The sequence below is a fragment of the Aquabacter sediminis genome, from assembly GCF_028863665.1.
Classification (GTDB): Bacteria; Pseudomonadota; Alphaproteobacteria; order Rhizobiales; family Xanthobacteraceae; genus L1I39.
In genome coordinates this window covers 52,391-76,159 of record NZ_JARBFX010000017.1, presented here as the reverse complement: position 1 = coordinate 76,159, position 23,769 = coordinate 52,391, and the positions used below count along the sequence as shown (strand labels likewise).

Here is a 23,769-nt window from a genome sequence, read left to right as displayed (position 1 = left end):
GGGGCCGCGGCCGTGCGGGTGCCGGAGCGACCCGCATCCGTCCGCGCCGGGGCGGCGGCGGGGGCGGCCGGGGTGTCGTCGTCGTCCGCGCTGGCCACATATGCGCCGCCCGTGGCAGGGCCGACGGAGGCCACCTGCGTGGACCCGCCCTTGGCGGCGTTGCGCGCCGCGAGCTTCACCTCGGCCGGGCTCATGTCCTCTGCGCCCGAGGGCTCGGCCGCCTTGCGGCCGCCACCGAACAGGGTGGCGAAGAAATTCTTGAGGCCCGCGCCGAAATCTTCCTCGTCCGGGCCGCCGGCGGTGCCGCCGCGCGCCTCCAGCTCGGCCAGCGCCAGCTTGTAATTGGCCAGCGGCTTGCCGTCGGAGGGAATGTGGACGGTCTTCTCGTCGGGGAACACGCGCACCAGCTGGTCGTGGGTCATGCGCGGCCAGTGGCGCACGCCGCCCGTATCCATGTGCACGAAGGGGGTGTTGGCGGTAGGATAGAAGCCCACGCCGCCGCGCTGCATGCGCAGGCCCAGCACCCGCAGATCGCTGGGGCTGACGCCGGGAATGTAGAAGTCCATGGCCTTGCCGCGCATGTGCTGGCTTTGCTCGGCCACCAGCTTGGAGCGCGTGCGCAACATGGAATTGGTCGCCGGAGAGCGATAGCCGCTCACCACATGGATGCTCTCGGACGCCCCCACGTCGCGATAGACCTCCCACACGAGGTCGAACAATTGGGGGTCCATGTTCGTGGGCTCGTCGCGGCGCCAGTCGCGCAGGAACCAGTTCAGCTTCTTGAGCACCGCGTCGTCATAGCGCCCTTCCCTCTTGAAGGTGAAGGTGCCGCCCTCGCCCGTATTCATATTGAGCAGATAGAGGGTGCGCGTATCGCCATTGGCGACCGCATTTTGCAGTGCGGTAGAGCCGCACAGGAAGAGGGTCACGGCGGCGAAGACGGCCCGCGTCCGCGCGCCTGGCACGAGGCGTTTGGATGGCGCAAAGCGGGCGTAAAGACGGTGAAGGGGCAATGGCTCGAACCCGAGGCTCAGATCGGACTGTGCCGCGCACCGGTGAGCGCGCGACGCGAAGCTCAGAAGAGTCTTGACGGGTTCGGTTAAGGGCGTGTGTACGCCCCGACCTCCCAGACCTCGGCTCGCAGGGTCCCGCCCGCTCGCCTTGGTCACGCGAGTGTGATTAATGACACAGTGTGGCGAAATCGTGCAGCGGAAACGTGAGGACACAGCCCCACGCAAGCGTCGTTAACGGGACGTTCACGCCCCGGCGGGGCCGGACAGGCGTCGCCGAAAAGGCTCCGCTTCGCACCTGCAGCATGCGCCCCGAGCCCCGGCGCGCGCACGAAAAAGCCCCGCCCAGCGGTGGCCGGACGGGGCGATGAGAGGGGGCGAAACCGGGCGGGATCAGCGTGTGGCGGCGGTGGGCTTGCCGGCGGCCATGTGCTGGGGTGTGTCGAGATGCAGCAGCTCGCGCATCTTCGCGTCGATGCCGTAAATGTCATCCCGCCCGCGCAGGACGCCGGTCTCGTCCACCCAGACGGTGAAATACACCACATGGACGGGGATCTTCTGCTTGAAGGTCAAGTAGCGCTCGGCGCCACCGAACATCTTGCCGATGCGCTCCTGGCTCCAGCTGTCGTCCCGCATGCCGAGCCCGAAGATCACCTCGCCGAAGCTCAGCGGGTCCTGCACCCGCATGCAGCCATGGGAATAGGCCCGCTTCTCGTTGGCGAACAGGCGCGGCGAGGAGGTGTCGTGCAGATAGACCGAGTGGTCGTTGGGGAACATGAACTTGATGCGCCCCAGCGCATTGCGTTCACCCGGCGGCTGGCGGAAGGAATAGCCGGAGGCGCCATTGGCCCAGTTCACGGTGGTGGGGTCCACCACCTTGCCATTGCGGGTGATCTCAATGCCCTGGCGCGCCAGGTAATAGGGATCGCGCTGGAGGTTCGGCACCATCTCCTTGCGGGCGATGTTGGGCGGGATGTTCCAATAGGGATTGACCACCGCATAGGTCATGTCGCGGGTGAGCAACGGGGTCGGCGTATCCGGCTTGCCCACGATCACGCGGGTCTGGTGGATGACCTTCCCGTTATCCACGATGCGGACCATATATTCGGGAATGTTCACCATCACATAGGCAGCGCCCAGGTCCCGCGGGAGCCAGCGCCAGCGCTCCATGTTGACGATGATGTCGTCGGTGCGGCTGCGCGAGCCGTCGAAGCGGTTCAGCACCTCCAGCGTGGCGGCTCCCACCACCCCGTCCGCATCCAGGCCGTTGTCCGCCTGGAAGCGGCGGACCGCCTCGGCCAGGCCGGAATCATAGGTCTGCGCACCGGATGGCGCGGATGCCACGTTCAGCCGCGCGCGCAGGGCGGAGACGCGGGCATCCGCATCCCCCGGCCTCAGCGTGGGGCCGGGCGGCACATGGACCGATGGAGGCTTGGGCCGGGCCCGGGCATCCGCCAGCTTGGCTTTCAGCGCCGCATAGCCCGGATGGGGCGGGTTGAAGGCGGCGAGCGCCGCGCCTGCATCGGGGGCGGCGGCCAGCGTCGAGAGGATGGCGAGCGGATCGGGGATCTGCCGCACCGGCGTGACCAGGCCCGAAATGCGTTCGGGATCGAACCGCCCGGCCTGGGCGTGACGGGCATAGAGCAAGGCGGTGGAGGCGAATTTCAGTTCGTCGCGGGCAAGGCCTGCCGCATCCGCCGGGGCGGAGAGCTTGGCCAGCGCATAATCCTTGGGATCAAGGCCGTCCTCGTCCGCGCGGGCGAGGCGCCGGGCCACCGCCTGGCCACGCGGCGAGAGACCGCGTTCGCCGATGAAGACCGGTGCATAGCCCCGCGCCGCATAGAAGGCGGCCATGGCCTCCCGCTCGCGCTGGGCGCTGACCGAGCCGGTGGCCGGCTGGGCAAGCAGCGCCGCCAGCTCCGTGGCCACGGGCGCCAGCGGATCGGCCGCCACAGAAGCAGAGGGTGGCGTGTTGGGGGAAGCGGCGGCTGCATTGGCCGCAGGCGCGACGGGGGACGCGGCCGGGGTGGCCGCAAGGCCGCTCGGGGCCGCCGCCGGCGGCGGCGCGGCGGGGAAGTCGGCCTGTGCACGGGTGGGCGAGGCAGTGGCCGGGCGGGGCGGCGTCCCCTCCACATGGGCATGCGGCACCAACGGGACCGCAGGGGCCGGCGCGGCCGTCACGGGGCGCGGCCGGCTTGCCGGCATGACGGGAGAAGACGGCGTGGCCGACGCGGGGCCGCCGTGCGCGCTCGCCTGGCCGGGGGCCGGGGCCTCGCCCAGAAGATGGTGGGGCGCGCCATCGCCCGCAGGCGGGGCGGCATCCACCGCCGTGCCCATGCCGGCATTGCCGGTGGGCGGCGCGACTTGCGCGAGAACGGGCGCGACACTCGCCATCAGGGCGGCGGCGAGCACAGACAGAAGGGGTCCGGCTTTCATCTCACTCCCGGCCATCGGCCGCTCCATTCCAACGGGTCGGCCCCGCCCATGACCGACGCTCTACCATGCGGGCGGCGCCGTTCCGTTCAAGTCACAAGGCACGGCGCCCGTTCACATTTCATGACCCTGTCACTCAGCCGCAACCGCCAGCGCAGCCAAAGGTTCCTCGGCCGCGAGCCCCAGCGCCGCCATGCGGCGGTAGAGGGTGGAGCGGCCGATGCCGAGCCGGCGCGCCACCTCGCTCATGCGCCCGCCATAAAGCGACACCGCCGCCCGGATGGCCTCCGCCTCGATCTGCACCAATGCCCGCACATGGCCTTGCCGGTCGGTGAGGCTGAGGGCCTCCGCCGGCTCTTCCTCCACGGCCGGGCGGGCCACGGGGAGCGCGACCACGTTGGAGGCGGCGGCGCGGCGGGCGGCCACAAGCGCCATGGCATTGTCGAGCGCCACCTTCAGGCGCAGCGCCCCGGCCGGCTTCACCACGAAATCGTTCGCCCCCGCCTTCATCGCGGAAGCCGCGCCCTCCAGCCCGGCGGCGGTCACCGCCGCCACCACGGGCGTGTCGTCGCCCCGCCGCCGGAGCGCACCGATGAGGCCCATGCCGTCAAGGCCGGGAATGACAAGGTCCAGAAGCACCGCGTCGAACCGCTCGCCCAAAAGGCGCGCCAGGGCGGCATCGCCGTCCCCGACGCTCTCCACCTCATAGCCGAGGCCGGCAAGCACGCCTTCCAGGCGGCGCCGTTCGAGGGATTCGTCTTCCACGAGGAGGAGGCGGACGGCGGACGTGCGGCAGGTCATCATGCGACGGGACGCTCGGCGGGAGAGGGCGCAAGGGCCCGGAAGGTGATTCTCCACAGAGCTTGGCGTGGGATGGTTAAGACCTATCTAAGGAGAGACGACCGGCCGGCGGGGATGCGTCCATTGCGGATGCAGCACGCGGCCCGGCGCCGTTGAAGCGGCCCCGTCCGGCGCGCTAGAACCGGCGGGGGGAAAGTTCGCCCCAGATTCCGGAGGTCTCATGTTCGGTTCCGCCCTCTTCGCCCATGAGCTGTTCGCCCATGAGCTGGCCGCCGCCGCCCGCACGGCCGAGGCCCTGCCGGAATGGAACCTCGCCGATCTCTACCCGGCCATGGAGTCCCCGGCGCTCGCCGCGGACCTCGAAAAGGCCGACGTGGAGTGCAAGGCGTTCGAGGAAGCCTATAAGGGCAAGCTCGCCGACCTCCTGGCCGGGCCCGATGCGGGCGCGGTCCTTGGCGCGGCGGTGAAGCGCTATGAGGCCATCGACGACCTGCTCGGCCGCATCGCCTCCTATGGCAGCCTGATCTATGCGGGGGATACGTCCGACCCCGTGCGCACCAAATTCTATGGCGACATCCAGGAGCGCCTGACCGACGCCTCCACGCATCTCCTGTTCTTCACGCTGGAGCTGAACCGGCTGGACGACGCGGCCCTGGAGGCCGCCATGGCCGATCCGGCGCTGGGCCACTACCGGCCCTGGGTGGAGGATCTGCGCGCGGACAAGCCGTTCCAGCTGGACGACAAGATCGAGCAGCTCTTCCACGAGAAGTCCAACCCCTCGCGCGGGGCCTGGAGCCGGCTGTTCGACGAGACCATGTCCAGCCTGCGCTTCACGGTGAACGGCAAGGAACTGGCCATCGAGCCGACGCTCAACCTCCTTCAGGACCCCAAGGAGGAGGTGCGCAAGGCGGCGGCGCTGGCGCTGGCGGAGGTGTTCGGCAAGAACATCCGGCTGTTCACGCTCATCACCAACACGCTGGCCAAGGACAAGGAAATCTCCGACCGCTGGCGCGGCTTCACCGATGTCGCCTCCTCCCGGCACCTGGCCAACCGGGTGGAAAAGGAGGTGGTGGACGCCATGGTGGAGGCCATCCGCGGCTCCTATCCGCGTCTCTCCCACCGCTATTATGCCTTGAAGGCCAAGTGGTTCGGCAAGGAGAAGCTGGAATTCTGGGACCGCAACGCCCCCCTCCCCAAGGTGGAGAGCCGCGAGATCGGCTGGGCGGAGGCCCGTGACACCGTGCTCGGCGCCTACGGCACTTTCTCGCCGCGCATGGCGGACATCGCCCGCACCTTCTTCGACAAGAACTGGATCGACGCGCCCGTGCGCCCCGGCAAGTCGCCCGGCGCCTTCGCGCACCCGACGGTGCCGTCCGCGCACCCCTATGTGCTCCTGAACTACCAGGGCAAGCCGCGGGACGTGATGACGCTGGCCCATGAGCTGGGCCATGGCGTCCATCAGGTGCTGGCGGGCCGGCAGGGCGCGCTGATGGCGCCGACCCCGCTGACGCTCGCGGAAACCGCCTCGGTGTTCGGCGAGATGCTCACCTTCCGCCGGCTGCTGGCGCAGGCCGAGACGCCCCGCGCCCGCAAGATCATGCTCGCCCAGAAGGTGGAGGACATGATCAACACGGTGGTCCGCCAGACCGCCTTCTACAATTTCGAGCGGCTCGTCCACACCGAGCGGCGCAATGGCGAATTGACCTCCGACAAGGTGGGCGAATTGTGGATGCAGGTGCAGACCGAGAGCCTCGGCCCGGCCATTCATCTCGGGCCGGGATACGAGACCTACTGGACCTATATCCCCCACTTCATCCATTCGCCCTTCTATGTGTACGCCTATGCCTTCGGCGACTGCCTCGTGAACTCGCTCTATGCGGTCTATGAGAAGGCCGCCGACGGCTTTGCCGAGCGCTATCTGGACATGCTGTCCGCCGGTGGCACCAAGCACCATGCGGAGCTGCTCGCGCCCTTCGGCCTTGATGCCCGAGACCCCGCCTTCTGGCAGACCGGCCTTGGCCTCATCGACCGCATGATCACCGAGCTTGAGGAGATGGAAGGCGTCTGACGCCCTCTCTTGGCACAAAAAAGGCCCCGTTCACCGGCCGGTGGACGGGGCCTTTTTCATGGAGGGATCACGCTCACATCTTGTCGCGCGCGGCGAGCGCGGCGGACAGGCCCTTCAGCGAGACCGGGATGGTCACCTGCTGCTGGTTGCGGTCCTGGAAGGTGATGGCCGCGCTGCCGGTGGCGGCGGAGAGGCTCGCGGCCTCCGGCGCGGTGAGGTCCACGTCGGCGATGCAGGCGCGGATGCAGAACTTGAAGCCGGCGGAAATGGGCTTGGCATTGTCGCCCACGGTCAGCTGGGCGCCGGCGGGCAGCCACACGCCGACGGGGAGCTGCAGCACCAGGCGCAGCGGCGCGTCGGACTTGATCTTGCCGAACACCACCTGGGCGACGAGGCCCTGCTGCTGGGTGCCGATCTGAAGCGTCTGCGCCGCCTCGCACACCTTGCTGCCGCCGGCCAGTTCCGTGCGCTCGCACCGCACCACCCAGTCGTCATAGGTGGCGGTGGTGCGCGAGGGGCCGTCATCCTGGGCGCCAAGGGCCGGCTTGGGCGCGGCCGGCTGGGCGGGCGCAGGCTTGGCATCGGGCTTTTTAGGCGCAGCCGACTGCGCAGGAGCGGGCGCCTGAGCCTGAGCCTGAGCCTGGGCCTGGGCCTGGGCCTGGGCCTGGGCCAGCACCGGGCCGGAGGCCAGGGCCAGTCCCGCCACCAGGAGGCCGGCTCCGACGAGGCAAGGCATGACGCGCGTGCGCAGCGAAGCGACCGGGGCAGAAGCGGTCAGGGTATCGAGCATGATTTTCCCCCACATGTTCATCACTCCATACCGAGCCGGCACCGGGAAGCCAACTGGCGGAGTTTGGCCCCGCCCTTCTACGGCCTGTCCAACCATCGCCCCATTGCCGCCCGGTTCGCTTCGGGCCATAGCTTGCCGCTAAAGTCTTTCCCACCCGGATGCCATGGGCGAACCCTCCTCTCTCTCCGCGCAGACCCCAGCATCGACGGCGCCGCCTGGCGTCAGCATCGACCTGTCGGCGGTGGTGCTGGCGGTGACGGCGGACGAGCCGCGCGTCCTGGCCCTGCAATCGGGCGAGCGGCCGGCCTTGCCGTCCGGCCCCTTGGAGACGGCTCATCGCACCCTGGAGGCGGGGCTGCGCTCCTGGGTGGAGCGGCAGACGGATCAGCGGCTCAATTATGTGGAGCAGCTCTATACCTTCGGCGACCTGGACCGGCACGATGCCGGCGCCCGCGCCTTGTCGGTGGCCTATCTCGCCCTGGTGCGCGAGGCCCGAACGGCCGGCGAGGCGGAGGCCGCCTGGCTCGACTGGTACGGCTTCTTCCCCTGGGAAGATTGGCGCGGCGGGCGCCCGCCCCTGCTCGATGCCATCGAGCAGGCCCTCGAAGCCTGGGCGGAGGCCGCGCCCACACCTCGCACGGCCGATGTGCGGCGATTGCGCCGCCGCCTGGCCTTTCCCGATGCCGGCGGCACCTGGAATGACGAACGGGTGCTGGAACGCTACGAGCTTCTCTATGAAGCCGGACTGGTGGCGGAATCGCGCCTCGACGGCCCGGATCGCCCGCTTCCCTTGCCGCCCCTCCCCTTGCCGCTTGGCCGCCCCATGGCCTTCGACCATCGCCGCATCCTGGCCACCGCCATCGGCCGGCTCAGGGGCAAGATCAAGTACCGGCCCGTGGTGTTCGAACTGATGCCGCCGGCTTTCACCCTGCTGCAATTGCAGCGGGCGGTGGAAGCCCTCTCCGGCATGCTGCTGCACAAGCAGAATTTCCGCCGCCTAGTGGAGACGCAGGGCCTGGTTGAAGAAACCGGGGAAACTGTCTCTGCCACCGGCGGGCGCCCCGCGCGCCTCGTCCGCTTCCGGCGGGAAGTGCTGGTGGAACGGCCCGCCCCGGGCGTGCGCACGCAGGGCGCGCGGCGGTAAATCCCCGGCCCGCCCGCGCAGGCGAGCGCAAAACCGTCAGCGCGCCGGCAGGGCGGAGGCGGACAGCGGTTCGCTGGTTTCCGTGCCGGTGCCCGCGCCCGGGGCCGTGACCACCTGCTCCTGGTGCATCACCACCGCTCCACCGGGGCCGGGCACCACGATGGTGGCCGTGATGTCGTCCGACTGAGAGACCTCCCGCATCAACACACCCAGCGCCAACTCGTCGAAGGAGGGCTCGGCGGCCGGCGCAGGCAGGTCCGGCAAGGCGGCCGCGGTGACCGCGCCTTCCGTGCGCAGCGGCTGGATCTCGATGGGGGCGGAAATGGCGGGGGCAAGGGGGGCGGGGGCATCCACCCGCGCATGGCTGGGAATGAGCACCTGTGTGGGACGGGCTTCGGTGGCCAGGGGGGACGGCTCGACCGGCAAGGCCGCCGAAGGCGGCGCGGCCACGAGGTTGGGGACGAGATCGGGCGCCAGCGCCGCGGCCGGCGGCGGGAGGGCTGCCATTTCAAGCGTTGGACCGTCCGCGTCTGCGGCGCGTGCGGGCGGCGCCTCCTCGGCCACCACGGGAGCCGGCAGGGGCTCGGGTGCCGAGACCGTGTCCTTGCGGCCGGGCTGGCTGGCCGGAGCGGCGGCCGGGGCGGCGGTGGGTTGCGGCCCACCCGGCGCGCGCACCATGGGCGCCTCTTCCGGCACCTCCCTGGGCGCGGGCGCGCGGGGACGGGGCGCCACATAGGTCAGGGTTGCGACGGTCTTCACCACTTCCGCATGGAGCGCGGCGGACTTGTCGATGTTGAAGTGGTCGAGCCCCGGCACGCCCGCCAGGTTCCGATTGTCCAGCTTGCCCTTGAAGCCGGCCGTGGGGGTGAGCGCTTTCCCGAAGCCGTTATTGTCCTGGTAGAAATTGATGAAACGCCCGCGCGCCGCACCGATGGTCGTGACGCCCACGGGATCGAACGTGAAGACAAGGCGCGGCGGCACACCCTCCGCGGTCATGCGCTCGGCCATGTTGATGGCCGCGTCGGCGCCAAGGGAATGGCCGGCAATGATGACCGGCGCCCGGCGATTGGCCTTGGACCAGGCCACTGCGTCATCGGCAAGGCGCTGCCAGGCCCCATGCTCGTAGACCTCCGCCTCGATGCCCTTCTCGTTCAGCTTCTTCGCTAGGTCGTCCATGCCGTAGGAGAACACATTGGCGAGCCCGCGCATCAGATAGACCCGGCCCACATAGTCCGCACGCGCCGGCGCGGCCGTGGCGCACACAAGCAGGACCATGGTGGAGAAGATCGCGAACAGGCGGGAACGGGAGAGGGGTGGGCGAGGAAACATGCGGGCACCGCGCGGGTCAGGCTGGGCTGTGGTTCACCCGTGACAACGACCGTGAGCGCAACAGGTTTCATCCCGTCATCGCCAGCGATCGCCCCCCGCGCCGCATGGTTAACCCATAGGCGAGTCTAGCCGAATTCGGGTCCGCGTCAGCCTTATTCGGGTAGGGGCGCAAAAAACGCCAGTCCGGCGGGCGGCAAGCCAGCCGGCAAAAGGCTTTGCCCGGTGCAAAAGTCAGCCGGCGCGCGTGCTGGCCTGGGGCGCGGTGGCCGGAGAGGCGGGCGGCCGGGGCGCGGAGGAAGGTCGCGCCGCCTCCGGCGTGGGCCCCGGGGCCGGCGCCTTGACCTTGCGCGTCATCACCGCCTTCAGAAGCTGGACCACCTGGTCGTGCAGCACCGGCGACTTTTCCAGGTTGAAGTGATTGATTCCGGGCATGTTCTTCATGTCCCGGTTGTCGATGGAGCCGGTAAAGCCCGGCCCGTCCACCAGTTCCTGCCCGAAGCCGTTGTTGGACTGGTAGTAGTTGATGAAGCGACCACCCGTCTCCTGAACCATGTTCAGGCCCACCGGATCGAAGGTGATGACCATGGTGGGGGAAAGGCCGAGGCTGGTCATGCGCTGGGCCATGTGCACCGCCGCGTCTGCGCCCAGCGAATGGCCGATGATGACGATGGGCTCGCGATTATGGGAGAGCGACCAGCTCACCGCCTTCTGCGCCAGATCCTGCCATTCGTCGAACTGGTAGACATTGGCGTCAATGCCCTGCGCGCGCAGCTTGGTGGCAAGGTCATCCAGGCCATAGGAGAACATGTTGGCGATGCCGCGCATCAGATAAACCTGCCCCATGGTGCGCGCTTGCGCACGGGCCGGCTCTGTTGCCCCAACGATCATCACAACCAGGCTCGCCAGAACGGCGAAAAGCACGCGAACTGCGAACGTCATGGGATCCCCGCTGGCAGGATCTCGTTACTGCACCACGGTGTGCGGCGCGGCAACCACGTCCGCGCGGCAACTCCCCCCGAATTTGGTACCCGGCAACGTTTTTGCCTGGAGCGTGACCGTGGTGCCGCACTGCCGCAAGGTCCCCCCTTGCGTCCCGCGTCAGCCCTCGCCCACCAGCAGGATGTGCAGGGAACGGGGGCCATGGGCCCCCAGCAGAAGGGTCTGCTCGATGTCGGCGGAGCGGGAGGGGCCAGTGATCCAGTTCACTGTGCGGGGCATGATGCCGGCGCCGAACTTGGCCCGCAGGCGCGACCAGACCGCCTCATAATCCCCCGCCACATCCTCCGCTTGCACCACCACCAGGTGGTGGTCCGGCAGCAGGTTGACGGTGCTGGGATTGTCGGGGCCGGACAGCATCACCACCGTGCCGGATTCCGCGACGCCCGCAAAGGCATGGGAGAGGCCCGCCAATTGCCGGCCGTCGGAGGGGCCGATCCACACGTCGAGCGCCGGCGCATTCTCCCACGGCAAGGCGGCGAGGCGCGCATCGGCGCCGCGCAAAATGGTGGGCGGCAGGTTGCGGGCGCGCAGATAGTCGGCGATGGCGCCGGGCACGGCCTCTGTCGACGGAAGATGGTCCAGCGTGGCGGCGGCGGCCAGCACCATGGACTTGAACAGAGCGAGCCGCTCCGCCGGGGGAAGCTGGCCACGGGCGGGGATGACCCCCGCCGGATGGCCGGCAATGCGGTCGTCCACCGCCTGCCGGCGGGGGGCCTCGGTGCCGGAGACGCCCAGCGAGCGGCGGATGGAGGCGAGCACGGTGTCGCGGGAGCTCATCGGGCCGATCCCTTGCGGCGGGCGGCCCATTGGGCCTGGAAGGTGCCGCCCTGCGGGGCGGGAAAGTCGCGCACCTTGGTCCACCCGCCCGCCAGCGGCAGGCTGGCAAAGCGCCCCTTGTCGCGGCCGAGGCGCGCCAGCAGCCCCATGGCGAGGCGCGTCGCCGGCCGGTAGAGCCAGCCGCGCCGGGCAAAGAAGGACCATACCGCCAGGCCCGTGCGCTGGGGCGCGGGGGTGAGGTGCCGCTCGAACTCCTTCTCGCGCCAATGGCGCATGAGCTTGGGCAAGGGAATGCGCACCGGGCACACCTCCTCGCACCGGCCGCAGAAGGTGGAGGCATTGGGCAGGTTGGCGCCCTTCTCAATGCCGATCAGCGAAGGGGTCAGCACCGCCCCCATGGGGCCGGGATAGACCCAGCCATACGCATGCCCGCCAATGGCATGATAGACCGGGCAATGGTTCATGCAGGCGCCGCAGCGGATGCAGCGCAGCATCTCCTTCAGTTGCCCGGCCAGCATGCCGGAGCGGCCATTGTCGAGAATGACCACGTGATATTCGCCCGGCCCGTCCGGGTCTTCCGGCCGGCGGGGGCCGGTGGAGAAGGTGGTGTAGACCGACATGTCCTGCCCCGTCGCGGAACGGGCCAGCACGCGCAGGATCTGGCTCACATCCTCCAGCGTCGGCACCAGCTTTTCCAGCGAGGCCAGCACGATATGGGCCTTGGGCAAGGTCTGGGTGAGGTCGCCATTGCCCTCATTGGTGACGATGATGGAGGTGCCGGTCTCGGCCACCAGGAAATTGGCGCCGGTGATGCCCACATCCGCCATCAGGAAGCGCTGGCGCAGTTCGCCCCGCGCCTCGGCGAGCAAGGTGGTGGGCTCGGACAGGTCGCGCTCGGGCGGCAGGTGGGAGTGGACGCGCCGGAAATCCTCCTCCACCTGCTCCTTGTTGAGGTGGATGGCGGGGGCGATGATGTGGGAGGGCGCCTCGCCACGGATCTGGATGAGATATTCGCCAAGATCCGTCTCCACCGGCTCGATGCCGTTGGCGGCCAGATGGTCGTTGAGGGCGATCTCTTCCGAGATCATGGACTTGCCCTTGGTGACCGTCTTGGCGTCCAGCCTCTTGCAGATGGCGGTGACGATGTCGCGCGCCTGCGCCGCATCCACCGCATAATGCACATGGCCGCCGGCCGCGCGCACCTTCTCCTCGAAGCGCTCCAGATAGAGGTCGAGATGGGCCAGCGTGTGGTTCTTGATGTCCCGCGCGCTGTCCCGCAGGGCCTCGAATTCCGGCAAGGCGGCGGCCGCCACGGCGCGGCGGCCGATGAAGCCGGGGCCGACCTTGGCCAGTGCCTTCTGCAGGGGCGCGTCGTCCAGCGCCTCGCGCACATTGCCCTTGAAGGCGGGAGTGGTGATGTGAACGCTCATGCCCGCCCCCTCAACCTTGCCGCGCCGGCGCGCCGATGGCGGCATCGCCGCCCTGGCCCGCCAGCACCTCGGCCACGTGGCGCACCTTTACCTCATAGCCGAGCCGCTGGAGCTTGCCCGCCATGTTCATGAGGCAGCCCAGATCCCCGGCCAGCAGCGTGTCAGCCCCGCTGGCCACGATGTTCGCCACCTTCTTCTCGACGATGGCATTGGAGACGTCGGGATATTTCACGCAGAAGGTGCCGCCGAAGCCGCAGCAGGTGTCGGCATCGGCCATTTCCTTCAATTCCAGGCCCGCCACCGTGCCCAGCAACTGGCGCGGCTGGTCGTGGACACCCAATTCCCGCAGGCCCGAGCAGCTGTCGTGATAGGTGGCCGTCCCCGCATAGGCGGCCTCCACCCCGGTGACGCCGCACACATCCACCAGGAAGGAGGTCAATTCATAGACGCGGGCGCAAAAGCGCTCCACGCGGGGCATCCAGTCCGGCTCGCCGGCGAACAGCTCGGGATAATGGGTGCGGATCATGCCGGCGCAGGAGCCGGAGGGCACCACCACATAATCGAAGGTCTCGAAGGCGCGGATGAGCGCCTCGGCCAGCGCCCGGGCGGTCACCCGGTCGCCGGAATTGAAGGCCGGCTGGCCGCAGCAGGTCTGGGCGGGCACATCCACCTCGCAGCCCGCGCGCTCCACCAGATGGGCGGCGGCAAAGCCCACCGAGGGGCGCAGCGTATCGACGAGGCAGGTGACGAACAGGCCGACCCGGGCAGGACGCCCGCTGGCGGGCGGGGCGGCGTCGGGCGTGGCGGTGGACAAAGGCATGAGGCGCGCTTTCAAAAGCTCGATCCCGTCCCCGATGGACCGGCACCGGCCGAGCCCGGATCACGTCCGGCGGCCCCGGCCAGCCATGGGCGCCCTCTATAACATTGGATCAGTTCCAGGGAAACGCGAAGCCCCTCACCGCACCACCAGCCGCGCCCCCCTCTTCAGGCGGGCGGCGAGGCGGCGCAGTTCCGCGCGGGGGAGCGCGACGCAGCCTTCGGTGGGGGTGAGACCGGGGCGGGCGGCGTGGATGAAGACGGCGGAGCCCCGCCCCTTCACGCGCGGGCGCTGGTTGTGATCGAGCACCAGGACGAGGTCATAAAGCGCGTCGTCGCGCCGCATCACCTCGTGGGACGCGGCGATGGGCAGATGCACCGGGCGATTATAGCGCCGGTCGGCCGGATCGTCACACCAGCCATCCCCCGCCTGGATGGGCTGCGCGGGCAAGGCCGTAACGGGACGCGGGCCCCGGTCGGGGCGATAGAGCAGGCGGTCCACCCGCCAGGTGCCGGCGGGGGTGCGCCCGTCGCCCTCGCGCTTGTCCGGGAAGATGCCGCCGCGCCCCAGCGCCACCGGAAACGCCCGCCCGGCGACGCGCAAAAGCCCCCGATGGGGAGCGCCGGGAAGCCGCCGGACATCGATTCGGGAGATCCCCACAGGAGATTGTGACATCAGACAATACCCAAATACCGGAACGGTGTGAAAAGTCTTGAGGAAAATTGCACAATTGCCGCCAGTTGCTGTAGGTGGGCGATTCGCGTTCCCGCAAGGGTAACGGAGGATTCGATGGGCAATGCGTGGAAAATCCTCGTGGTCGAGGACGACCCGGAGCTGCGCGAGGCTCTGGTGGAGCAGCTCGCCCTCCAGGATGAGTTCGAGCCCATGCCTGTGGGCACCGGCGCCGAGGCCGTGGAAAGCGCGCGCAACGGCGCGGTGGACCTCGTCATCATGGATGTGGGCCTGCCCGACATCGATGGCCGCGACGCCGTGCGCCAGATCCGCGCCAACGGCTTCAAGGCGCCCATTCTGATGCTCACCGGGCATGACACCGACAGCGACACCATCCTCGGCCTGGAGGCGGGGGCCAACGACTATGTGGCCAAGCCCTTCCGCTTCGCCGTGCTGCTGGCGCGCCTGAAGGCGCAGATGCGCAGCCACGAGGCGAGCGAGGATGCCGTGTTCGCCATCGGCCCCTACAGCTTCCGCCCCGGCGCCAAGCTGCTGGTGACCGACCGCGGCTCCAAGATCCGGCTGACGGAAAAAGAGACCGCCATCCTGCGTTACCTCTACCGGGCGGGCAAGACGCCGGTGCCGCGGGAAACCCTTTTGCAGGAAGTCTGGGGCTACAATTCGGGCGTGACCACCCACACGCTGGAAACCCACATCTACCGCCTGCGCCAGAAGATCGAGCCCGACCCGTCCTCTCCGACTCTCCTTGCCACCCAGGCCGGCGGATACAAGCTGGTCCCGTAACACAAAAACACAGGGAGCCCGCCGCCTTGACCCTCGAAACGGACGTCGCACTGCTCCAGGGCGTCCCGGCCTTTGAGGTGCTCACACCCGAGGCGGTGCGCATCCTTGCCATCAGCGCCGACCAGCAGAAGCTGGCGCGGGGCGACACGCTGTTCCAGGCCGGCGATCCCGCCGATTGCGGCTATGTGCTCCTGTCCGGCCGGCTGGAGCTGAGCACGGATGGCCCCGGCCGGCGCCGGCGGCTTTCGGAGGTGCTGCCCGGCGCGCTGGTGGGAGAGACCGCCCTCCTCATCGAAGTGCCCCGGCCGGTGAATGCCCGCGCCCTGGAGCCGAGCGTGCTCATGCGCATTCCACGCGGCACATTCCTGCGCATGCTGGAAGGGTTTCCCGAGGCCGCCGCCCAGTTGCGGGACCGCATCGCCAGCCGGCTGGAAGCCACCATCGCGGACCTCGACGCCCTGCGCCGTGCGCGCCTGGAAGCCCCGGTGCGCCCCCCCCTCCACCGGCGCTGACCCCCTCGGCTTCCGCCTCAGTAGCCCAGCCAGCGCAGCCCCGCCGCCAGCGCCACCGCGGCCAACACCGCGATGAAATCGTTCTTGGTGATCTTGGTGGCGACCAGGGCCGCGACCAGGCCCGCCGCCATGGCGAGATCTCCATGCACGGCGGTGGGCGCGACGATGGCCACCAGCACCGCGCCCGGCAGGCAGTCCAGGATCTTGCGCACGCGCGGGGTGAGCGGCACCAGCCGCATCACCAGGAATCCCATGGTGCGGTTGAAGACGGTGGCGAGGGCCATCACGACGATGGCGGTGATGGGACCGGCCTCGAAGCCGCTAGTCATCGGCAAAGCCTCCCGCAATGGCGCCGGAAACCGCCCCGATGACGATGAACCACCAGCCCGGAAGCACGTAGGACACGCCGACCGACACGGCCGCCGCCACGCCCCAGCCCACCAGTTCCCGCCGGCCCCGCCAGTTGGGCACCAGCATGGCGACGAAGAAGGCCGGCACCACCAAATCGAGGGCCACCGCCTTCGGATCGGGGAGTCCGCCGCCGATGATCTGCCCGGCGGCGGTGGACACGAGCCACAGGATCCAGGTGATGACACCGGAGCCGATAAAATAGCCCGCGTCGTTGCCGCCCTGCGCGTGATAGCGCATGGCGGCGGCCCAATTGTTGTCCGCCAGCAGCAGGAGCGAAGGATAGGACTGCCAGGGCGGCAGCGCCCCGAGCCAGGGCCGCATGGACGCCGCCATCAGGAGATGGCGCATGTTCACGGTGAAGGTCAGGAGCCCAAGCGCGAGGAGGCCCGCCGGCGTCCAGGTCCGCGTCCAGCCCTCCAGCGCCACCATCTGGGCCAGGCCGGCAAAGACCAGGGCCGAGGAGAGCGAGGCCTCGAACAGGGTGAAGCCCTTCTGCGCGGCGGCGGCGCCGAAGGCCATGCCGAACACGCTGAGGCCCGGCATCAGCGGAACCATGTCCCGCATCCCATGAAGGAAGCCGGCACGGGTGATCGAGACGTTTCGGCTTTTGGGCATGGGGGACGGGAGCCCGGCAAGGAAGGGGTCCGCCGCTTATGCAACAGGCGACAGGGGCCACCAACCCGATTTGCGCATGACGTTGCGTGCAGGTATGCGCCGCGTTGCCGGCCGTCCCACAGGGGGCTGATCGGGCGGCTCATTGGCGGCTGGAGCTTGGCCGGCAAGATCGGGCGCGGGCCGGCGCGCGATCAGGCCACTCGCATCAGGGCACCGGCGCGCGCAAGGGGCGCAGCATGTCCTGGAGGCCCGCATCCCAAGGCGGGACGGAGCCATAAAGCGCGGCGAGGTGATCGATGAACACCCGCACCTTGGCCGGCAGGAAGCGGCGGCTGGGATAGACGGCGAACACCCCCACCCGGCTCGAGGCATGGAAATCCGGCAGCACCACCTTCAGTGCCCCGCTGCGCAATTCCGGCCCCACATCCCAGGTGGAGCGCAGCGCGATGCCCACCCCGGCGAGCACCGCCTCGCGCACCACCTCGTTGGAATTGGTGCGCAGCGCGCTGGCGACCCGCTGCGTCACCGGCCCCTCCGGCCCCTCCAGGCGCCAGGGATCCTGGCTGTGGGTGGCCAGCAGCACATGGCCGGCGAGATCGGCGAAGCGCGCCGGCTCCCCCGCCTGCGCCAGATAGGAAGGCGCGGCGCACAGCACCCGGTGCACCGGGGCGAGGCGGCGGGCCACGAGGCTGGAATCATTGAGGTCGGCGATGCGGATGGCGAGGTCGAAGCCATCGCCCACGATGTCCACGAAGGCATCGGAGAGCTCGAGGTCGACCGACAGTTCGGGATTGGCGGTGAGCAGCGGGCCGATATGAGGCGCGATGTGAAGTCGCCCGAACGAAGTGGGGGCGGACACCCGCAGCAGGCCGCGCGCCTCGGTGAGCCGGCGCGACAACTGGCCTTCCGCCTCCTCGATGGAGGCCAGGATCGCCACCACCTTGTCATAGAAGCCCTGCCCCGCCTCGGTGAGCGTGACCTTGCGTGTGGTGCGCTGGAACAGGCGGGTGCCAAGCCGCTCCTCCAGCCGCTGGATGCGCTTCGACACCACCGGCGGGGAGAGGCCCAATTCCCGCCCCGCCGCCGACAGGCTGCCGGCGGTGACGATTCGGGCGAAGATTTCCAGGTCCCCGAGATTGCCCAGGAGCGGGCGCCCCTCGGCGACCGAGCGGCGGGCCGGGGTGCGGGGAGGGTCGGCGCGCATTCTTTCCATGGCCCGCAGGATTTTGTCAGAAACGGAAATAATCAACGGGATTTTTCCGCCCTGGAACGATTATAGTCGGCGCCGAAGAGGAAACGGTCAAGGACGCCCCATGAGCCTCAGGCTTCCGGAAGCGGACGGAAAAACACTCGCCAACAGAGCCCAGATCATCGCTGATTTGCGCGTCCTCGTCCCCGGCGAAGGGGTGATCTCGCACGAGCGGGAGATGCGCCCGTACGAGTCCGACGGCGTCACCGCCTACAAGCAACTGCCCCTGGTGGTGGTGCTGCCGGAGACCGTCGAGCAGGTCTGCCAGGTCTTAAAATACTGCCATGACAATGGGATACGTGTGGTTCCGCGCGGCGGTGGCACCTCGCTTTCGGGCGGCGCCCTGCCGCTCGGCGATGCGGTTCTCCTCGCCATGGGCAAGTTCAACAAAATACTTGAGATCGACTTGCCCAACCGCTGCGCGGTGGTCCAGCCGGGGGTCACGAACCTTGGAATTACCAAGGCGGTGGAGCATGAGGGATTCTATTATGCCCCCGACCCGTCCTCCCAGATCGCCTGCACCATCGGCGGCAATGTGGGCGAGAATTCGGGTGGGGTGCACTGCCTGAAATACGGCCTGACCACCAATAATGTCCTTGGCGTTCAAATGGTTCTCATGACCGGCGAAGTGGTGCGCCTGGGCGGCAAGCACCTGGATGCCGGCGGTCTCGACCTGCTCAGCCTCGTCATCGGCTCCGAGGGGCTGCTGGGCGTGGTGACCGAAGTCACTGTACGGCTTCTGAAAAAGCCGGACGTGGCCCGTGCCGTGCTGGTGGGCTTCCCCACGTCCGAAGATGCGGGGGATTGCGTCGCCCGCATCATCGCCGCCGGCATCATCCCCGCCGGCATCGAGATGATGGACAGGGACGCCATCGCCGCCGCCGAGGCCTTTGTAAAGGTTGGCTATCCCCTTGATGTGGAAGCCCTTCTCATCATCGAGTTGGACGGGCCGGAGGCCGAGTGCGCGCACCTTCTGGGGGAGGTGACCGCCATCGCTTCCGCCTGCCAGGCCTCCACCTTGCGCGTCTCCAAGACCGAGGAGGAGCGCCTCGGCTTCTGGGCGGGGCGCAAGGCCGCCTTCCCGGCGGTGGGACGGCTCTCGCCCGATTATCTCTGCATGGACGGCACCATCCCGCGCAAGCAATTGCCACTGGTCCTCACCCGCATGCGCGAGATGTCGGCAAGTTATGGCCTGCGCGTCGCCAATGTCTTTCATGCGGGCGACGGCAATCTCCACCCTCTCATCTTATATGACGCCAATACACCCGGCGAAATGGACAAGGCCGAAGCCTTCGGCTCCGACATCCTGCGCCTGTGCGTGGAAGTCGGCGGCGTCCTGACCGGCGAGCACGGGGTTGGCGTCGAGAAGCGCGACCTGATGCCCACCATGTTCGACGAGGTGGATCTGGCGCAGCAGCTGCGCCTCAAATGCGCCTTCGACGACCAGAATTTACTCAATCCCGGCAAGGTCTTCCCCACGCTCCACCGCTGCGCCGAACTCGGCCGCATGCATGTGAGCCGGGGCCAGGTGCCGTTCCCGGACATTCCGCGCTTCTGACCGGCGCTCTCGGACTTTCCAGGTGTCTTCATGACCGAAGTGGTGAGGATTGCGGAAGAATCCGCGCTGGCGGCGGCAGTGGCCGAAGCGGCCGCCCAGAAGACCGCGCTCGATGTGGTGGGCCACGGCTCCAAGCGAGGCCTCGGGCGCACCGGCAGCGCCGCGCGGCGGCTCGATGTCTCCGCCCTCGCGGGCGTGACCCTCTATGAGCCTGAGGAATTGGTCTTGTCCGCCGCCTCCGGCACCCCGCTCGCGGAGATCAAGGCCCTGCTGGCGCAGAACAACCAGATGCTCGCCTTCGAGCCCCCGGACCTCGGCCCTCTGCTCGGCGAAGCACCCGAGCGGGGCAGCATTGGCGGCGTGTTCGCCTGCAACCTCGCCGGCCCCCGCCGCCTGAGCCATGGCGCGGTGCGCGACCATGCGCTGGGTGCCCGGGCGGTGTCCGGGCGGGGCGAAGTGTTCAAGAGCGGCGGACGGGTGGTGAAGAATGTCACCGGCTATGATCTTCCGCGCTTCCTCTGCGGTTCCTTCGGCACCCTCGCTGTCCTCACCGAAGTGACGTTGAAGGTTCTCCCCCAGCCTTCCACGCAGGAGACCCTGCTCCTGTTCCTGCCGGAAGACGGAACGACGGCGCGCCTGATGAGCCAGGCGCTCAGCGCCGCCATGGGCTCCTCCTGCGAGGTCTCCGGCGCCGCGGCGCTCGCAGGACCCGTCATGAAACGCCTCGCCCTCAACGGCTTCCACCAGCCGGTCGCGGCCTTTCGGCTGGAGGGGTTTCCCCCCTCGGTGCGGGCGCGGCGCGGCATGCTGATCTCCGTTCTGGCCCCGTTCGGCGGGGTGGAAGTTCTGGAGGGCAACGAGTCCGAGCTTTTCTGGGCAGGGGTGCGGGACGTGACCCCCTTCGTGGGCACCGGGGACCGTGCGGTATGGCGCCTCTCCACCGCCCCGACCGCCGGCCCGCTGCTGGCCGAAGAACTCACCCGGACGCTGGGCGCCGAAGCCTTCTGCGACTGGGGCGGCGGCCTCGTCTGGGTGCTCATGCCCCGTGAGGCGGCGCAGGCGGAGGCGGTGCGCGCGGCGCTCGCCCCCCATGGCGGGCATGCCACCCTGGTCCGCGCCAGTGCTGCCGAGCGGGCGGGAGCCGTCTTCCAGCCGCTGGAAGGCGCCCATGCGGCCCTGAGTCGCCGGGTGAAGGAGAGCTTCGATCCAGCCGGCATCCTCAATCCCGGCCGCATGTATGCGGGGATGTGAGCGCGCCATGGCCTCCTCCCTCCCCCGCCCCTTCGCCGCAGGAGCGATCCGCGCATGAAGACCGAATTCTCCCTGGCCCAGCTGGCCGATCCCCGCATCGCGGAAGCGGACAAGATCCTGCGAACCTGCGTCCATTGCGGCTTCTGCACCGCCACTTGCCCCACCTTCGCCCTCCTGGGGGACGAGTTGGATTCGCCGCGCGGGCGCATCTATCTCATCAAGGACATGCTGGAGAATGAGCGGCCGGCGACGCAGGAAGTGGTCAAGCATGTGGACCGCTGCCTCTCGTGCCTGTCCTGCATGACCACCTGCCCCTCGGGCGTGCACTACATGCACCTGGTCGACCATGCGCGGGAACACATCGAGCAAACCTATCGCCGGCCCTTCTTCGACCGTCTGAACCGCGCCATGCTGGCGGCCATCCTGCCCTATCGCCAGCGCTTCCGCCTGGCGCTGCTGGCGGGCGTGGTGGCCAAGCCCCTTGCGCCCCTTTTTGCGGTCATCCCGCCTCTGAAGCCCGTCGCCGCCATGCTGCGACTTGCCCAGCCGCCCCATGGCCGCGGTGCCTCCGAGGAGCCTGGGAGCCATCCCCCGCAGGGCGAGCGGACGGGGCGCGTGGCGCTGCTGGCTGGATGCGCCCAGCCCGCCCTGCGCCCGGAGATCGACGAGGCGGCCATCCGCCTGCTGACCCGCCACGGCGTAGAGGTGGTGCGCGTGAAGGGCGAGGGCTGCTGCGGCTCACTGGTGCACCATCTGGGCCGCGAGGAACAGGCCAACGCCCTCGCCAAGGCCAATATCGACGCCTGGATCGCGGAGATGGACGGCCCCGGCCTCGACGCCATCGTGGTGACCGTGTCGGGCTGCGGCACCTCCATCAAGGATTACGGCCACGTCTTCCGCCTCGACCCCGCTTATGCGGAGAAGGCGGCGCGGGTCTCCGCCATTGCCATGGACATCACCGAATATGTGGCGGGCCTCGGCCTGCCCGCCGCGCCCGCGCCTATGGGGCTGAAGGTGGCCTATCATGCCGCTTGTTCGCTCCAGCACGGCCAGAAGATCAAGGGGCCGCCGGTGGCGCTGCTGAAGGCAGCAGGATTTACCGTGGTGGAGCCGTTCGAGAGCCATTTGTGCTGCGGCTCGGCGGGCACCTACAACATGCTGCAATCGGATCTCGCCGTCCGGCTGCGGGACCGCAAGGTGGGGCATCTGGAAAGCCTCTCACCCGACCTCATCGCGGCCGGTAATATCGGCTGCATGACGCAGATCGGATCGGGCACGCAGGTGCCCGTGGTCCATACAGTGGAGCTGCTGGACTGGGCCCATGGTGGTCCCCGACCTGCCGCCCTCGCCCATGTGAAGGCGGCGGCCTGATGCGCCGTCCCCATCGACCGACCCGGATCTGACCCATGGCCCGCCCCTTTGATCTCTCGCTCTATCTCGTCACCGATCCCAAGCTCACCGCCCGGCGCGGGCTGGTAGAGACGGTGTCCCAAGCGGTGGCGGGCGGAGTGACCATCGTTCAGTTGCGCGATCCCGAAGCCAAGGGGCGCGCGCTGGTGGAGGCGGCGCGGGCGCTGATTGCGCTGCTGCGGCCGCTGGGCATCCCCCTCATCGTGAATGACCGGGTGGACGTGGCCCTGGCGGCGGATGCGGACGGCGTGCATCTGGGCCAGGACGACATGGAGCCCGCCCCCGCCCGCGCCCAATTGGGGCCGGACCGCATTCTCGGCCTGTCCGTGGGCACGCCGCAGGAGCTTGCGGTGTCCGACCTCACCAGCGTGGACTATGTGGGCGTGGGCCCTGTGCGCGCCACCGGCACCAAGGCGGATGCGGGCAGCGCCATAGGCATTGAAGGCCTCGCCGACATGCGCGGGCGCATCTCGCTGCCTTTGGTGGGCATTGGAGGCCTTGACACCAGCCTCGCAGCGGACGTGATCCGGGCGGGCGCGGAAGGGATTGCGGTGGTCTCGGCGCTCTGCGCCGCATCGGACATAAACGCTGCCGCGCGCCGTCTCAGGGCAGAGGTGGACGGCGCGCGCCGCTGACGGCTCGCCGAGCCTGACGTAACGTTAAGAAAATTTCATGTGGGGCGCCCTTCCGCTGCCTCACGGGCGTTCTCATATGCAGACCGGATCGCAAGACGCTGACCGCCATCGCGGGAGCCTGCGGCCACGGAACGTCAGCCGGCGGATGACCCGTCGGCCCCATGGCGAGCCGGAGTGGTGACCAACCGGAGGCAAGGATGACCCCCGAAGAACGCGCCCTCATCGACGGCCTGTTCAACCGCATGCGCGAGGTGTCCAACCAGCCGCGCGACGCGGAGGCCGAGGCCCTGATCGCGCGCAATGTGTCCCAAATGCCCTACGCGCCTTATGCCTTGGCGCAGACCGTGCTCGTGCAGGAGCATGCGTTGCAGCAGGCCAGCGCACGGATCGAGGAATTGGAGGCGCAGGTGCGCCAGTCTCAGCCGGCCCAGAGTTCCGGCGGCTTCCTCGGCGGCCTTCTGGGTGGACGCGGCACGTCTGTGCCGTCCGCTGGAGGCCGCGTTTCCTCCATGAGCGGCGGAATGGGGGGCACCGCGGGCGGCGCCATGCCCCTCCCGTCCCAGGGGCAGCCTTATGGCCAGCCTTATGGGCAGCCCGCCAACATGACCCCGCCCGCCAGCGGCCCGTGGGGCGGCCAGCCCGCGCAGCCCTCACGCTTTGGCGGCGGCTTCGGCGGCGGCGGCTTCCTGCAGGGCGCCATGGCTACCGCGGCGGGTGTTGCGGGCGGCATGCTGCTGGCGGACGGAATTCGCAACCTGATGTCGAGCGGCACCGGCCCGCTGGCAGAGCAAGCGGCCTTGCTTGATCCTGCCACTCCGGCAGCGGCCGTTGAGGATCTGGGCAACCAGGCGCAGGACGCGCTGGGCGGGGCCCCGGCAGCCGATCCCTGGGCGCCCGAACCCCAGGATGCCAGCTTCGATCCCGGCGGCAATGGCTGGGACGGCGATGCCGGCTGGGATCCGGGCGGCGGCGACGATGGCGGCGGCGACTGGACCTGATTTGTCGGCCGGAGCGCACCCGCGCTTCGGTTGACCTTTATTCCTCCCCGGAACCC

At 69.1% G+C, this 23,769-nt stretch carries 22 protein-coding genes; 9 read left to right on the top strand and 13 right to left on the bottom strand.

Annotated features, from left to right (window positions below; translation table 11 throughout):
- From PV781_RS22860 to PV781_RS22850, 3 genes are all read right to left on the bottom strand, one after another.
- Positions 1–965 (bottom strand): peptidoglycan L,D-endopeptidase MepK (locus tag PV781_RS22860; RefSeq protein WP_274777931.1); only part of this gene is annotated, 965 nt, incomplete at its 3' end.
- Positions 966–1,403: 438 nt separating this feature from the next.
- The gene (locus PV781_RS22855) at positions 1,404–3,446 is read right to left on the bottom strand and encodes a L,D-transpeptidase scaffold domain-containing protein (RefSeq protein WP_274777930.1); all 2,043 of its coding nucleotides are present in this window, start codon (positions 3,444–3,446) and stop codon (positions 1,404–1,406) included.
- Positions 3,447–3,575: 129 nt separating this feature from the next.
- Positions 3,576–4,247 carry a response regulator gene (locus PV781_RS22850; protein ID WP_274777929.1) on the bottom strand — a complete coding sequence of 224 codons (672 nt, stop codon included), beginning with the start codon at positions 4,245–4,247 and terminating at the stop codon, positions 3,576–3,578.
- A gap of 217 nt (positions 4,248–4,464) precedes the next feature.
- Between PV781_RS22850 and PV781_RS22845 the strand changes: the two genes are divergently transcribed.
- Entirely contained in the window at positions 4,465–6,312 is a 1,848-nt protein-coding gene (locus PV781_RS22845) for a M3 family oligoendopeptidase (RefSeq protein WP_274777928.1), read from the top strand.
- A gap of 73 nt (positions 6,313–6,385) precedes the next feature.
- Here PV781_RS22845 and PV781_RS22840 read toward each other — a convergent pair whose 3' ends face one another.
- Positions 6,386–7,102 carry an invasion associated locus B family protein gene (locus PV781_RS22840; RefSeq protein ID WP_274777927.1) on the bottom strand — a complete coding sequence of 239 codons (717 nt, stop codon included), beginning with the start codon at positions 7,100–7,102 and terminating at the stop codon, positions 6,386–6,388.
- A gap of 163 nt (positions 7,103–7,265) precedes the next feature.
- Here PV781_RS22840 and PV781_RS22835 point away from each other — a divergent pair, with 163 nt between their 5' ends.
- Positions 7,266–8,246: an NUDIX hydrolase gene (locus PV781_RS22835; RefSeq protein ID WP_274777926.1), complete on the top strand. Its 981-nt coding sequence runs from the start codon at positions 7,266–7,268 to the stop codon at positions 8,244–8,246.
- Positions 8,247–8,282: 36 nt separating this feature from the next.
- Here PV781_RS22835 and PV781_RS22830 read toward each other — a convergent pair whose 3' ends face one another.
- From PV781_RS22830 to PV781_RS22805, 6 genes are all read right to left on the bottom strand, one after another.
- Positions 8,283–9,575, bottom strand: a complete 1,293-nt coding sequence (locus PV781_RS22830) for an alpha/beta hydrolase family protein (RefSeq protein WP_274777925.1) — start codon at positions 9,573–9,575, stop codon at positions 8,283–8,285.
- 231 nt (positions 9,576–9,806) lie between these two features.
- Positions 9,807–10,514, bottom strand: a complete 708-nt coding sequence (locus PV781_RS22825) for an alpha/beta hydrolase family protein (protein ID WP_274777924.1) — start codon at positions 10,512–10,514, stop codon at positions 9,807–9,809.
- A 159-nt stretch (positions 10,515–10,673) separates the two neighbouring features.
- Positions 10,674–11,351, bottom strand: coding sequence for a LutC/YkgG family protein (locus PV781_RS22820; protein WP_274777923.1), 678 nt, complete (start codon positions 11,349–11,351; stop codon positions 10,674–10,676).
- The gene (locus PV781_RS22815; protein ID WP_274777922.1) at positions 11,348–12,781 is read right to left on the bottom strand and encodes a lactate utilization protein B; all 1,434 of its coding nucleotides are present in this window, start codon (positions 12,779–12,781) and stop codon (positions 11,348–11,350) included. The genes PV781_RS22820 and PV781_RS22815 overlap by 4 nt, the downstream gene beginning before the upstream one ends.
- A gap of 10 nt (positions 12,782–12,791) precedes the next feature.
- Positions 12,792–13,601: a (Fe-S)-binding protein gene (locus PV781_RS22810; RefSeq protein WP_274777921.1), complete on the bottom strand. Its 810-nt coding sequence runs from the start codon at positions 13,599–13,601 to the stop codon at positions 12,792–12,794.
- A 135-nt stretch (positions 13,602–13,736) separates the two neighbouring features.
- A complete protein-coding gene (locus PV781_RS22805) occupies positions 13,737–14,273 on the bottom strand; it encodes a L,D-transpeptidase family protein (protein WP_274777920.1) in 537 nt (178 codons plus the stop codon).
- Between the two features lie 114 nt (positions 14,274–14,387).
- On the opposite strand from PV781_RS22805, the gene PV781_RS22800 reads away from it, so the two are divergent.
- Positions 14,388–15,074: a response regulator transcription factor gene (locus PV781_RS22800; RefSeq protein WP_274777919.1), complete on the top strand. Its 687-nt coding sequence runs from the start codon at positions 14,388–14,390 to the stop codon at positions 15,072–15,074.
- A gap of 26 nt (positions 15,075–15,100) precedes the next feature.
- Positions 15,101–15,586, top strand: a complete 486-nt coding sequence (locus PV781_RS22795; RefSeq protein WP_274777918.1) for a cyclic nucleotide-binding domain-containing protein — start codon at positions 15,101–15,103, stop codon at positions 15,584–15,586.
- 17 nt (positions 15,587–15,603) lie between these two features.
- On the opposite strand, the gene PV781_RS22790 is transcribed toward PV781_RS22795, so the two are convergent.
- From PV781_RS22790 to PV781_RS22780, 3 genes are all read right to left on the bottom strand, one after another.
- On the bottom strand, positions 15,604–15,915 hold the full coding sequence (locus PV781_RS22790) for an AzlD family protein (protein ID WP_274777917.1): 312 nt from the start codon (positions 15,913–15,915) through the stop codon (positions 15,604–15,606).
- Entirely contained in the window at positions 15,908–16,552 is a 645-nt protein-coding gene (locus tag PV781_RS22785; RefSeq protein ID WP_274777916.1) for an AzlC family ABC transporter permease, read from the bottom strand. Before PV781_RS22785 ends, PV781_RS22790 begins: the two co-directional genes overlap by 8 nt.
- A gap of 265 nt (positions 16,553–16,817) precedes the next feature.
- Positions 16,818–17,816, bottom strand: a complete 999-nt coding sequence (locus PV781_RS22780; protein WP_274777915.1) for a LysR family transcriptional regulator — start codon at positions 17,814–17,816, stop codon at positions 16,818–16,820.
- 109 nt (positions 17,817–17,925) lie between these two features.
- Between PV781_RS22780 and PV781_RS22775 the strand changes: the two genes are divergently transcribed.
- The 5 genes from PV781_RS22775 (at position 17,926) to PV781_RS22755 (ending at position 23,713) form a co-directional block, all read left to right on the top strand.
- Positions 17,926–19,419: an FAD-linked oxidase C-terminal domain-containing protein gene (locus PV781_RS22775; RefSeq protein ID WP_274777914.1), complete on the top strand. Its 1,494-nt coding sequence runs from the start codon at positions 17,926–17,928 to the stop codon at positions 19,417–19,419.
- Between the two features lie 30 nt (positions 19,420–19,449).
- A complete protein-coding gene (glcE, locus tag PV781_RS22770; protein WP_274777913.1) occupies positions 19,450–20,670 on the top strand; it encodes a glycolate oxidase subunit GlcE in 1,221 nt (406 codons plus the stop codon).
- A 54-nt stretch (positions 20,671–20,724) separates the two neighbouring features.
- Positions 20,725–22,041: a glycolate oxidase subunit GlcF gene (gene glcF / locus PV781_RS22765; RefSeq protein WP_274777912.1), complete on the top strand. Its 1,317-nt coding sequence runs from the start codon at positions 20,725–20,727 to the stop codon at positions 22,039–22,041.
- Between the two features lie 35 nt (positions 22,042–22,076).
- The gene (gene thiE / locus PV781_RS22760) at positions 22,077–22,715 is read left to right on the top strand and encodes a thiamine phosphate synthase (RefSeq protein ID WP_274777911.1); all 639 of its coding nucleotides are present in this window, start codon (positions 22,077–22,079) and stop codon (positions 22,713–22,715) included.
- A 197-nt stretch (positions 22,716–22,912) separates the two neighbouring features.
- The gene (locus PV781_RS22755) at positions 22,913–23,713 is read left to right on the top strand and encodes a DUF2076 domain-containing protein (RefSeq protein WP_274777910.1); all 801 of its coding nucleotides are present in this window, start codon (positions 22,913–22,915) and stop codon (positions 23,711–23,713) included.
- Positions 23,714–23,769: the final 56 nt, after the last annotated feature.